The following is a 12,858-nucleotide window of genomic DNA, read 5'->3' as shown; positions in this document are numbered from 1 at the left end:
TCAGACTCAAAAATCTGAAAGGTTTTGCGTTTATTTTAATTAAGAGTAAAACTAAGTTTTTTTCTCTTCTTTTATTTCCTCATAATCTACAGTTTCTGCATCCCATTTTACCTTTTGGTTAGGCATTTTTTTAGAGTTGCTTTGCTGTTGGTTCTGCTGCTGATTTTTAGGATTCAATGCGGGAAAATTTTTATAAAACGCATTGAAAAACAATCTTTTCAAAATATTCCAAACGAAGAATATAATGATAACTGCTAATATGAATTCAAAAATGTGTTTCAACATTTTAATAATTATTTTAAATTAATTAGCCTCTTTATAAGAAGGATTAATGATAATAGACGTTGTAGAATTTTTTGTCATACTTTGCGTCTGTTTGCCGTCTGATAAAGTCTCTTTCTGATTCGTTTTCACAGAAAGATTCTGATTCAGAAGCCAGCCTGTATTTTCATCGATGATGATTTTTCCACTTTCAGAACCGCCCATACTCATCGTGTGCGTCATTCCGTCTTTGGATTGCTTGTCGGATTTGGAAGGAATTACACCTGTTACGTTGATTTCTGCTTTTCCGTCTTCAACTTTCACCAAAGTGAATGTCAAAGTCTGCTTCAGTTTTCCACTTGGGTCAATATCTTCGGAAGTTGACCATTTTTCTCCAATTTTAGCACCTTTTGAAGGTATCAATTTAAGGTTTTTACCTAATTGCTCCTTCATCATTTCCTCATTGAAACCAGCTTTGAAGTTCTCAATAATGGCGTCTTGTTGTTTTTTGTCTTTGATTGTTCCTGCGATGGCTTTTCTTAGATTATTATGAACAGTTTCAAAACCGGTTACGGATTTGATGTTTCCAAAAGCGTCCATTTTTACATTCAGTTTATTGCCTGCAAGACCTTTGCTGATCATATATTCCATTTTCAAACCTTCCTCTTTTGGAGCAGCTTGTTTGGTGTCAATAACCATTGTTTTTCCGTTGGCTGAACTTGACATTCTTTTCCCAACCATATTAAGAGTCAGGTCGTAAATGTTGTCCTTGAAATCATTGACGGTAATGGACATTTCGTCTGTAGATTCGCTTGTTCCGGATACTGTTTTTCCATCAGGCGAAGTGAGTTGCTGAATTTCTCTCTGGTAAGAAACTAAAGGATAAGTAGTTCCTTTTTCCAAAATGAATTTTTGTTTGTAAATGCCACTGCTGTCAGCAATAGCTTTTGGTTTTGCAGCTTCTTCCGGAGAAACTTCTACAGTTACAGTTTCTGTTTTTCCTGTTTTTGGGTCAACTCTTGTAACGGTTTTTGTTTCTTTTTTACAAGCTACTAATGTTATCGCAATTAGCGCAAGCGCTGTTATTTTTTTCATAATTGATGTTTGATAAAAGATTTTTATTGGAACACTGAATTGCAGCAACCCGACTTGAGCGGAAATCCTTTTTTGCTTGTTCTCAAGTTCTATTGAATTTGAAATTTTCTGCAAAAAATATTTGGAGCGGAAGGCGGATAAGTTGCCCAAATAAATCTTTTAGTTATTAATAATTTTCTGTCTTACGGCTTCATAAAGAATTGCACCACACGCTACAGAGACGTTCAGAGATTGGGTTTTACCTTCTATCGGAAGTTTTATTTTCTCATCCGAATGATGAAGTACTTCTTTCGAAATCCCCGTTTCCTCATTTCCCATCACGATTGCGCACGGTTCTGTGAAGTCTGCATCGTATATCAATTTCTGCGCCTTTTCTGTTGCAGAAAACACTTTGATGCCACTTTGTTGTAAAAAATCCACCGAATGAGCGAGATTTTTTTCTTTACAAATCTTAATGTTATAAATGGCTCCAGCCGAAGTTTTAATCGCGTCTGAGTTGATTGGAGCACCACCTTTTTCAGGAATCAGAATTGCATCGATTCCAACACATTCTGCAGTTCTACAAATGGCTCCAAAGTTTCTGACATCGGTCAATCTGTCAAGAATCAGGATGAAAGGCGTTTTTCCTTCTTCGAAAAGTTGAGGCAGGACATCTTCAATTTTATAAAAAGGAACGTCAGAAATGAAAGCAACCACACCTTGATGGTTTTTTCTTGTAAAACGGTTGAGTTTTTCTACAGGAACATAGTTTGGACGCAGGTTGTGTTTGGCAAGAAGTTGTTTCAGTTCTATATAGATTTCGCCTTGCAAAGCATTTTGGACAAAGATTTTATCCACTGTTTTTCCAGCTTCCAAAGCTTCCATTACAGGTCTTAATCCGAAGATGAAATCATCTTTTTTCTGTTCGTTCATTTATAAAAATTTGTTTTGCAAAAGTAAGGTTTTTGAGATTAGTTTTATCTTAAGAAAATTGTAAAGTTCTGACTAACCACAAAGTTTACAATGATTTTCGCAAAGGTCACAAATAATTATATAGTAAATATAGTTGCGAAGTATAAACCTTGTGACCTTAAAACATTTGAATTTTAAAAAAAACTTTGTGGACTTTGTGTTAAAAATTTTTGTGGTTCTAATTCACTCCAGAACAAAAACCAGAAACTCATCATTCTCAGTTTTGAATTTCAAATCACCGGTTTTTCTTAAATCTTCGAAAAGTGGTGTAGGGAAAGTGTCGTCAAACTGTTTGGTTTTGTAGAATTTTCCTTTTAATGTGAGTGGAATTTTCTTAATCAATTTATCTGTCGTAACCGGAATTTTGAACTTTCTTTTTTCCGGATCTTTGGAATCAACATAAAAACAATATTCAAACAACTCTGCTTTGTCCACATATTTTTGATAATCGGAAACTTTTATAAAGTTTGGAAGAGAAGTATCATCCCAAGTCAGATATAAAACTTCGATTTCCTGAGTCTTACTGATTGGCTGATAATATTTGAATCGCTCATTTTCGGATTTTGAAAATGATAAAATCATTAAAATTAAAATCGGAAAAATATATCGCAGATTCATTGAAATCATCTATCAATTACAAGCTCAAACCTTCTCCAATCAAAGCTCGTTTCTGAGCCAAAATATAACCGTAATGGATACTTTCGTGCATATTATTAAAAATGATCGCATCCTGAATATTCTTTAAATCAATTCCGAAACTTGTGGAATAAGGTGTGTAATCTGGGAAAAAATCATTATCAAAATCTTTCATCAAAATCTTTGAGGTTTCAATTAAGAGATAGGCCAAATCCTCCATTTCAGAAGATTTCACATCCACGTTAGCGAAAGTTCCTTTTTTGTAAGTTTCCACCCAATATTTGTCGATTCGGAATTGGTTTCCGCTCAGATAATAACAAAGCAATTGCTGTTGAGCAATGCAATGCGCAATGTTCCAGTAAATATTATTGTTAAATCCGTCGGGAATCGCCAACAAATCTTTTTCGGATGTGCTTTGTAAAATGTCTAACAAGTTTTTTCTGACTTGTCTATGATTGGCAAAATGATAATTCATTTTTGAATTTTGATATTAATTGATAAATGTAAGAAAAATGTGTGTAACACTATTTTATTAACGTGTTTTTGTGGATTTTTTACATCAATTTGTGTTTTAACAAATATTTAACGCAAGATTAGCAATTATTGTGTTTGCTGTTGCGGGTTTTTATATGAAATTTACCAATTATATTTTTAAGATTTACTATGTCAGAATTGAATCAAGCAGAAGATATCAGACAACTTACCGAAAAAGTAAAAGAACAGAATTACTTTTTTTCTATTTTAAAACAAGAAATCAACCGCGCTATTATTGGTCAGGAATATATGATTGATCGTCTCTTGATAGGACTTTTGGGCAATGGTCACGTTCTTTTGGAAGGTGTTCCAGGATTGGCTAAAACTTTAGCAATCAAAACTTTGTCAGAAGCTGTTGACGGTGAGTTTTCCAGGATTCAGTTCACGCCGGATTTGTTGCCTGCAGATGTTGTGGGAACAATGATTTATAATGTTAAAGATAACGATTTCTCCATAAAAAAAGGACCTGTTTTCGCCAATTTCGTTTTGGCAGATGAGATTAATCGTGCGCCAGCGAAAGTTCAGTCTGCTTTGCTTGAAGTGATGCAGGAAAAGCAAGTGACAATAGGTGATGAGACAATGCTTTTGCCAAAACCATTCTTAGTTTTAGCGACTCAAAACCCAATTGACCAAGAAGGAACTTATCTTTTGCCGGAAGCGCAAACTGATCGTTTTATGCTGAAGTGTAAAATCGATTATCCTGAGTTTGAGGACGAGAGAAAAGTAATGCGAATGATTTCTACGCAGGATATTCCGCAAATCAGAAAAGTGGTGGATTTGAATCAAATTGTTGAAGCCAAGAAACTCATCAATCAAATTTACCTTGATGAAAAAATCGAAAAATATATTCTGGATATGGTTTTTGCAACCCGTTATCCTGAAAAATATGGATTGTCAGACATCAAAAATTATATCAGCTTTGGAGCGTCGCCAAGAGCAAGTATCAATTTGGCAATCGCATCCAGAGCGTATGCTTTCATCAAAGGAAGAGCGTTTGTGATTCCGGAAGATGTGAAAGAAATTGCAAAAGATGTTTTGAGACACAGAATAGGATTGAGCTTTGAAGCTGAAGCTGAGGAAGTTTCTCAAGATGATATCGTCAATAAAATTTTAGGGAAAATACAAGCTCCCTAAATGAGTTGGAGGGTCTGAGAATTTTTGAGTTTGAGAAATAAGAAGTTCCGTAGGAACGAAATGTTTGTAGAGACTATAATTCCTCGAGACGGCTCCGTAGGAGTCGAACTTGGAAATGTAAAAAATAATTTAGGACAAATTTTGTTTTGAAATCTGGTTAATCTGTTGATAGTGGTCACTCGTCGAATTCTTTTATAGATGAGATGTCTGAAAACTATCAACCGATGACCGCCAAAGCATTCCAACTAAAAAATATCAATTTAAATTGCAAATAAAAGACATTGTCAAAAAAGTAAAGCAGATAGAAATCCGAACTCGAAAGAAAACGGAAGCATCGCTTATGGGACAATATCACAGTGCTTTCAAAGGTCAGGGAATGACGTTTTCAGAAGTGCGACAATATCAATTCGGAGACGATACAAGACGAATCGATTGGAACAAAACAGCACGTTTTCGCGAACCATTCGTCAAAGTAATGGAGGAGGAACGCGAACTGACAATGATGTTGGTTGTCGATATTTCCGCATCGATGGATTATGGAACCAAAACCCAGCTGAAAAGAGAATATGTTGCCGAAGTTTGCGCATCTCTAGGATTTTCGGCAGCTGGAAACAACGATAAAGTTGGACTGATTTTATACGCTGACAAAGTTCTGAAAGTAGTTCCGCCACAGAAAGGCAGAAAACACGTTTTGTCGATTATCAGCAATATTTTGTCCGCAGATTATGTTCCTTCAAAATCTAATTTGGATGTCGCTTTCAATTATATGATGAGTGTTTTCAAAAGGAAATCTCTGGTTTTCCTTTTCTCTGATTTCGAAGATGAATTTGACCAAAAAATCCTGAATGTAACTGCCAGAAAGCACCAATTGTTAGGGTTAAGGATTTACGACGAAAAAGATATGGAGATTCCAGACATCGGTTATGCGCTTTTTCGGGACTCAGAAACCGGAAAAGAAATCTGGGCCAATACTTCCAGCGCAAGGTGGCGTTATAATTATGCAGAGCAACAAAAGCAAAAAATGCGACAGGTGAAAGATGAATTCGAGAATTCTTCGGCTCATTTTTTAGATATCAAAACGTCTGATGATTACAGCAAATCTTTGTATCAATATTTTAGGAAATAGATTTTAGAATCAAGTCAAAAAATCAAAACACAAAATACTATCAACTAAAAACAATAATGTTTAAATATCTTCTTTCACTTTTCATTTTCATTTCTACTTTTGGATTTAGTCAGACTTTAACTTCAAGTCTTGATAAAACCACTTTGGCTTTGGGCGAGGTTGCGGTTTTCAAGATTCAGATTTTGGATTTGGATGGGAAGAATGTTCAGATTGCACCACGAAATGAGTTACTGCCTTTTCATTTTGAGATGGTGAATGACAGTATTGCGGTTCAGAAAGATATTTATCTGCGTTCTGTAAAATTTGCAGTTTTTCAGGAAGGTAAATTTACAATTCCGGAAATCGAAATTAAAGTTGGTGATGAAATCCTAAAAACCATTCCATACGAAGTTGAAGTCATTAATACAGCCAAAAAAGGCGACCAGATAAATGACATTATGAAGAACAAAGAAGTGGAACTGAATGTCCAGGATTACTGGGAAATGTATAAATTCTATGTTCTTTTAGCTCTCCTCATTATTGCAATCATTATTTTAATCATCGGTATCGTAAAATGGGGAAGAAAACGCAAAGATAGTCCTGCGGTGACAACCAATCAGACTTTGAAAGATTTAGAAAAACTAAGAAAGAAAAACTATATCGAAAACGAAAATTTCCGTGCTTTCTATGTGGAGTTAATTGAGATTACCAGAGGATTTATCACTAAACAATATCAGATTCCTGCAGATGTTTTGTTGACAGATGATTTGGTGGATTATATGAAAAATACCAATGCGATTTCTCAGGAAAATGAAAAAATAGTGGAAGATATTTTCTTACGAAGTGATTTGGTTAAGTTTGCGAAAACCATTCCTACAAAAGAAATAATGTCAAAAGACTTCACAGAAATCAGAGATTTTGTAAAACGTTCTACCAAAGATGTAGAGGCCGAGAATCTTCGGAATGTTTCTGTTGAAGAACTTTCAGAATCAGATAAATCCAAAATTAGAAAGCTCAAATAAATCATTTATCAACCATCATTTATAATCAATCCGTGAATTTCGAGTTTTACAGTCCGTGGTTTTTATTGCTTTTTATTTTGTTCATTCCTTTGTTGATATTGGATTCTGGCAAGAAAAAGAGTAGAGGAATTGCCGTGCCTTCTGTGAGTAATATGCGACCAAGCGGAAATATTTCGTTGGTGATGAAGTTTCTGAAAGTCTCAAAATATTTCATTCTTACAGCGTTAATTATTGCTTTGGCAAGACCAAGAACTTACACGGTTTCACAGGACAGAGACGAAACCAAGGGAATTGATATTATGCTTTCCGTGGACGTTTCACTCAGTATGTTGTCCAAAGATTTGGATCCGGACAGACTCGAGGCTTTGAAGAAAATCGCCATAGATTTCGTTAATAAAAGAGAAAATGACAGGATTGGATTGGTCGCCTATTCGGGAGAAGCTTATACTAAAGTCCCTTTGACAACCGATCATCAAGTTGTTGTAGATGAATTGAATCAATTAAATCCTCTGGAATTACAGCCTGGAACTGCAATCGGAGAAGGACTTTCTGTAGCTGTGAATCACCTTAAAAAGAGCAAGGCCAAGAGTAAAATCATCATTTTGATGACCGATGGTGTGAATACCGTTATAAATGCAATGCCACCACAAATCGCTGCAGAATTGGCGAAAAATAACAGTATCAAAGTTTATACTGTGGGAATCGGGAGTAATGGATATGCAGCAATGCCAACGGCGACCAACATTTTTGGTGAATTGGTTTTCACGGAAACTAAAACTCAGATTGATGAAAATACGTTGATGGATATCGCACAACTAACTGGCGGAAAATACTTCCGAGCGACTTCTAACAGCAGTTTGCAAACGGTTTATGACGAAATCAACCAATTAGAAAAATCCGAAGTCAAAACTTCCAAATTATATAATTATGAAGAATATTTCAGGATATTTCTTTGGGTAGCATTAGGATTCTTGTTGTTGGATGCGTTATTGAGATGGGTAATTTTTAAAATTTTGAATTAAGCAGATGAATTGGTATTTAGGAAATTACTGGTATCTTTTTTTACTTCTTTTGTTGCCTGTCATTGGTTACTTTATCATCCATTATGTGCGTTGGAAAAACCGAAAGCGTGATCTTTTTGCAGAAGGTAGATTTCAGGATGTTTTGTTTGAAAAAACGTCTTGGTTCGCCAAATTATTTCCGTTGTTGTACTTGCTTGGTTTTTTATTTCTGATATTTTCAATTGTTGACCTTTTAGCTGGGAAAGAAGAAATCAGCGTGAAACAAAATGTAAGCAGTACGATTTTCGTTCTGGATGTCTCCAATTCTATGAATGCCCAAGACGTTCAGCCAAGCCGATTGGAAGAAGCTAAGAATATTATCATCAATTCACTTCAAAAACTCACTAACGATAGAGTAGGAATTATTGTTTTTGCAGGAGATTCTTATTCTGTGATGCCTTTGTCCAGTGATTATTCGGCGGCGGAAAATTATCTTTTGGGAATTGAAACGAGCGTTGTTCAAAACCAAGGAACGGATTTCCTTAAACCAATTCAAATCGCAGCTCAGAAATTTAAAAATATTACAAAAGGTTCCCGAAATATCGTATTAATAAGTGATGGTGAGGATAATGAAGGTCACGAAGATGAAGCGATTAATTTGGCGAAAAAAGAAGGAATAAGAGTGACGACGATTGGTGTCGGAACAGAGGAAGGTGCACCAATTCCAGAGTATTATTTTGGTCAATTGATGGGTTACAAATCCGATATTTATGGCGAAACTGTAGTGTCAAAATTACAAACAAAAGCACTTAAGAATATTGCTTCATCAACCGGAGGAAATTATCTTGACGGGAATAATCTGGACAATGTGATAAGCAATCTGGTAAACGAACTTCACAAATCCACAAGTTCTACTTCTACAACAATTAGTTCGCAGTCTGCGGTTCATTACTACCAATATTTCTTAGCGGTTTCTGTATTCTTTTTCTTTTTGATTTTCCTATTTAATCCGAAGAAAGATTTTAATCTTTAAGTAAATATTTTGTGGGTAAGGTTCAAAAAAAACTAAATCACATACTTCTTCAAGCCTTCCATAATCCCTTGCCAAAGCATATTGAAAAAGCTTCTTTCCGGGTCACGTTTCTTTTCGATATTCACGTGTTCTGGTTCGCCGGTCGATTCGTTTCTTACAAACCAATTGGCAACAGTGGTTAGAACTTTTCGTTCTTTTCCATTTTTTTTGTTGAGGAAATTCACGTACATATCTTTGTATTTAAAATAAAATTTTCCCGCAATTCCTGCGCTAGAACCATAATAATCAAACTTTACATAGTCTATTTTTCCATCCAAAGTCACATTCAGATAAGGTCGTACAAAAAGATTCACGTTATCAGCCGATAACTTCTGAATATTCCCAACAATCGTAAATTTATCATCCAAATCTTTTACATCAAATTTCCAAGTCACAATCGTTGGCGCAGTTCCATAAAATTTGAAATCAGAATCAACCGTGATTAAGGTTGGCAAACCTTTGATTTTTGTATTATTCACATTTTTGATGGTGGCATTGAAGTTGTCAAAAGTCAATTTCCCCGGTTTATTCGCATTTTCAGCGTCTTCTTCATAAGTCAAATCCGAATTTCGAATCTGAATTTGATTCACAAAAAGAGGAAATTTCACATCTCTTAATTTTTTGCTAAACATATATCTCACAGCATTATCATCGGGTGGCGCCAGGTCGTGGTAGATGTTGCAATCCAGATGATTGATGATGATTTTATCCAGATTAATCACCGTATTTTCCCCAATTTTAGAATCTTTGTCCGTAATCGCAATATGTTTTGTTCGGATGGTGTAAAGATCTTCTTCCTTCGCAATCACTTTACTGAAAGCCTTTCTGGAATATTTTGGAAGAAATTCGAAATTCTGTAAATCGGTTTGTTTGCTATGATTTTTAAAAGAAGCCACTTTCAGACGGTAATGTTTTCCCGCATCCAGATTGATGTTTTTTGCTGTAATCAGTCGGCTTTTGATTTCGAACGGAATATCTTGTTTGAGGATGTTTTTATCTGATTTTATTTGATTCAAATTCACGTCAAATTTTGCCACAGACAATTTTTCTTTCCCATCAGAATATTGTCGGAATTGCCCATTGATGATATTGAATTTCCCAATCAAAGCCTGGAAATCTGGTGTTGCTTCTGCTTTCTTTTTTTCAATTGATTTATATTTAGAAGAATGAATTATGATTTCCGGATTCACAACATCGATTCCTGCAAAATTGAGATTCAGTTTTTGACCAATATATTTGGATTGATTTTTTGTGATTAAAATTTTATCGGTTTTGATATCAAGAATATCTTTGTGAATACTTTTCCCCAAAGGAATCATCTGAAATTTATCAATCGTAATATCTTGATTTTCAGACTTGATTTTTTCTATTTGCAAAGCCTGAAATTGGTTCGCTTTAAGATAAATATTTTCTGCTTCGATATTATGATTTGTGAACCTGAACGGGATTTTTTCCTTCACTGTCTTTTTATCAAAAACAATATCACTGAGTTTGAAATTGAAGTTATCAATAGAAGCCGTTTTCTGCAAATCAGATTGTAAAACGAGTATTTTACCTTGATTGAAATTGATGTTTTTCAAGCCGATTTTCAGATTCATTTCTTTTTTCTTATCTGCTTTTTCCTCAACTGTTTTTTTTCCGGTAGAAGTGACTTTCAAGTCAGGTTTCACAAAATCGATTTCATCAACAATCAAAGAATCTTGGTTGATGACAAAATTCTTAGCAGAAAGTTTCTCAGAAGCAAAATCAAAAATATTCTTGGCGTTATAATTTTTAGCATCCTCAATTGGATTAAGATGAAATCCCAGAATCTCCAGCGTTTTATTTTTAGCTGAGATTTTTTCGGCATTGATTTGATAAAAATCGTTAGCTGTGATGATTACATTTTGCGCATCGATTTTGAATTCTTTGAAAGCAATCGGGATTTTAGAATCATCTTCACTTTGCTGAATATCTGTGAGTTTGATATTCACATTTTGTCCGTTGAATAAGGTTTTTCTGTTCTCATTCTGAATTTGTACATTGCCATTTGAAACAATAATATTTTCCAAAGCAATATCCAATTTTTTCTTCTTCTTATTTTTTTTATCCTTTTTCGGAGCGAAAACAATGGCGATATTTGGGTCACTCAAAACCACATCTTGGGCTTTATAAGTTTTACTGAAAATCGCTTTCCAAATACTAAAATCCTCGATTTTCAATTCTTTCACAGTTCCATTAATTTGGGTGACCGTAGAATCTTTAGCGTTTTTATTATTAATGAAAATATTGTTAGCCGTTAAATCACCTGAAAATAAACTCAGATTAAAATTGTCTAATTTTAAGTTGTAAGCAGTTTTATCATTGATGAGGTCAGGTAATTTTCTTTTCAGGTAAAAGTCCAGCGCAAAAGGAAAAATTAACAACATTAAAAGAATAATGCCGGCGATAATCATCAATTTTTTTTTCAGTTTAGATGGTTTGGTAGTTTTTTCAATCATTCTTTTTTGGATTAAGAATTATATGCAAATTAGTCATTATCAATACTTATTCCAAAATTATAAATCATTATTGTTTAGATTATTCCATCTCTTTTCGGAACTTGTAACCGTTTTCAGTATACTCTGCGAAAATATGATGCAAACCGTTGCTAATGATGATTTGTTCCGCTCCAAGCAAACTGTTGTAACGCGCGATTTGCTCAAAATGAATTTGCTTCAAAGGAACATTCGGCGCTTTACATTCGATGAGGATTTTTGGTTTAGTTTTTTCCGTGATGAGAAGGTCAATTCGTTTCGTTGTTCCATTCAGTTCCAGCTTTTGTTCAAGGATTAGTGAGGACAAATTTTTCTTCTTCACAAACCGAAAATAATGCAACCAATGCTGTCTCACCCATTCTTCCGGCGTGAGTACAAGCCAGCTTTTCCGAACCAAATCATAGATAAAAAATGTATCTTTGTCTTGTTTGATTTGAAAATCGAACGTGTTATCAAAATTTAGCTTCGGAACCTGCATACTTTAAGATGAAAGAAATAGATATTATCCTCAAAAATATTAAAAATAAAGAACTCTTACCGGTTTATTTTTTTCAGGGTGACGAGGCTTTTTATATTGATTTGGCAGTCAAGCATTTTGAGCAGGATGTTTTGGAAGAAGACGAGAAAGCCTTCAACCAAACGGTTGCTTACGGTCGTGATACCAACTATCTCGAAGTTCTTTCTCTGGCGAGACAATATCCGATGATGGGAGACAAACAGCTCATCATTGTGAAAGAAGCGCAGGATATGAAGTTGAATGAAGAAGAATCCAAAGCTTTGGAAACTTATCTGGAAAATCCTGTTCCTTCTACCATTTTGGTTTTTGCTCATAAACATAAAAAGTTGGACGCCAGAAAAAAGGCCGCGAAAACTCTGGCTAAATCCGGAATGCTTTTCACCAGCGAGAAGATGAAAGATTATCAACTCCCGACTTGGATTCAAGGGGAAATGACTATAATGGGAATCAAATCTGCTCCCAATATCAGCCACCTTTTGGCAGAATATCTCGGCAACGATCTTTCCAGAATTGCGAACGAACTTAACAAATTAAAAATTGTTCTAAAAGATGGCGCTATTCTGGATGGAAAAATCATCGAAGAACATATCGGAATCAGTAAAGATTTCAACATCTTCGAATTGCAGAAAGCATTAGCAACAAAAGACCAGGCAAAAGCCTTCAGTATTGCTTATTATATGGGAAAGAACAAAAAATCCAATCCTGTGCAAATGGCTTTTGGTGCGCTTTACAACTTCTTTTCCAATATCGTTATTTATCATACTTTATCAGGACAATCGCCTCAAACAATTGCTTCTACGATGGGTGTAAATCCTTATGCAATTAAAGATTATTCGGAAGCGGCAAGATTTTACCCATTGAAGCACGCTACAAGAGTGATTTCCGTTCTTCGTGAGATGGATTTGAAATCCAAAGGTCTTGGCGTAAGACAAATGGAGGATGAAGAAATTTATAAAGAGCTTGTTTACAAAATTATAAAAATTGATGAACTGAAAATGAAGGTTTAAACTAAAT

General features: G+C 34.8%; 13 protein-coding genes. 6 read left to right on the top strand and 7 right to left on the bottom strand.

The features are described 5' to 3' along the window. Positions 1 to 51: 51 nt before the first annotated feature. The 5 genes from BUR19_RS10235 to BUR19_RS10215 form a co-directional block, all read right to left on the bottom strand. On the bottom strand, positions 52 to 285 hold the full coding sequence (locus BUR19_RS10235) for a hypothetical protein (RefSeq protein WP_074235232.1): 234 nt from the start codon (positions 283 to 285) through the stop codon (positions 52 to 54). An 18-nt stretch (positions 286 to 303) separates the two neighbouring features. Next, complete coding sequence (locus BUR19_RS10230; RefSeq protein WP_245799055.1) at positions 304 to 1,356, bottom strand: DUF6263 family protein; 1,053 nt, start codon at positions 1,354 to 1,356, stop codon at positions 304 to 306. Positions 1,357 to 1,515: 159 nt separating this feature from the next. Next, positions 1,516 to 2,268 carry a 23S rRNA (guanosine(2251)-2'-O)-methyltransferase RlmB gene (gene rlmB, locus BUR19_RS10225; protein ID WP_074235231.1) on the bottom strand — a complete coding sequence of 251 codons (753 nt, stop codon included), beginning with the start codon at positions 2,266 to 2,268 and terminating at the stop codon, positions 1,516 to 1,518. Between the two features lie 222 nt (positions 2,269 to 2,490). Further along, positions 2,491 to 2,889, bottom strand: a complete 399-nt coding sequence (locus BUR19_RS10220) for a hypothetical protein (protein WP_139297310.1) — start codon at positions 2,887 to 2,889, stop codon at positions 2,491 to 2,493. A 52-nt stretch (positions 2,890 to 2,941) separates the two neighbouring features. Continuing rightward, positions 2,942 to 3,418: a DinB family protein gene (locus BUR19_RS10215; protein ID WP_074235229.1), complete on the bottom strand. Its 477-nt coding sequence runs from the start codon at positions 3,416 to 3,418 to the stop codon at positions 2,942 to 2,944. 188 nt (positions 3,419 to 3,606) lie between these two features. Between BUR19_RS10215 and BUR19_RS10210 the strand changes: the two genes are divergently transcribed. From BUR19_RS10210 to BUR19_RS10190, 5 genes are all read left to right on the top strand, one after another. Continuing rightward, positions 3,607 to 4,611: an AAA family ATPase gene (locus BUR19_RS10210; protein WP_074235228.1), complete on the top strand. Its 1,005-nt coding sequence runs from the start codon at positions 3,607 to 3,609 to the stop codon at positions 4,609 to 4,611. 265 nt (positions 4,612 to 4,876) lie between these two features. Continuing rightward, positions 4,877 to 5,737: a DUF58 domain-containing protein gene (locus BUR19_RS10205; protein ID WP_074235227.1), complete on the top strand. Its 861-nt coding sequence runs from the start codon at positions 4,877 to 4,879 to the stop codon at positions 5,735 to 5,737. A 56-nt stretch (positions 5,738 to 5,793) separates the two neighbouring features. Beyond that, entirely contained in the window at positions 5,794 to 6,738 is a 945-nt protein-coding gene (locus tag BUR19_RS10200) for a BatD family protein (RefSeq protein WP_074235226.1), read from the top strand. Between the two features lie 32 nt (positions 6,739 to 6,770). Next, the gene (locus tag BUR19_RS10195; RefSeq protein WP_245799054.1) at positions 6,771 to 7,760 is read left to right on the top strand and encodes a VWA domain-containing protein; all 990 of its coding nucleotides are present in this window, start codon (positions 6,771 to 6,773) and stop codon (positions 7,758 to 7,760) included. 4 nt (positions 7,761 to 7,764) lie between these two features. Next, entirely contained in the window at positions 7,765 to 8,772 is a 1,008-nt protein-coding gene (locus BUR19_RS10190) for a VWA domain-containing protein (RefSeq protein ID WP_074235224.1), read from the top strand. Between the two features lie 32 nt (positions 8,773 to 8,804). On the opposite strand, the gene BUR19_RS10185 is transcribed toward BUR19_RS10190, so the two are convergent. Next, entirely contained in the window at positions 8,805 to 11,291 is a 2,487-nt protein-coding gene (locus tag BUR19_RS10185) for an AsmA family protein (protein WP_074235223.1), read from the bottom strand. Positions 11,292 to 11,370: 79 nt separating this feature from the next. Beyond that, positions 11,371 to 11,805 carry a type I restriction enzyme HsdR N-terminal domain-containing protein gene (locus tag BUR19_RS10180; protein ID WP_074235222.1) on the bottom strand — a complete coding sequence of 145 codons (435 nt, stop codon included), beginning with the start codon at positions 11,803 to 11,805 and terminating at the stop codon, positions 11,371 to 11,373. A gap of 8 nt (positions 11,806 to 11,813) precedes the next feature. Between BUR19_RS10180 and holA the strand changes: the two genes are divergently transcribed. Then, the gene (gene holA, locus BUR19_RS10175; protein WP_074235221.1) at positions 11,814 to 12,851 is read left to right on the top strand and encodes a DNA polymerase III subunit delta; all 1,038 of its coding nucleotides are present in this window, start codon (positions 11,814 to 11,816) and stop codon (positions 12,849 to 12,851) included. The last annotated feature ends 7 nt before the right edge of the window (positions 12,852 to 12,858 follow it).

Source organism: Epilithonimonas zeae (assembly GCF_900141765.1).
Lineage (GTDB): Bacteria > Bacteroidota > Bacteroidia > Flavobacteriales > Weeksellaceae > Epilithonimonas > Epilithonimonas zeae.
This window is presented reverse-complemented; position numbering and strand designations above follow the sequence as displayed.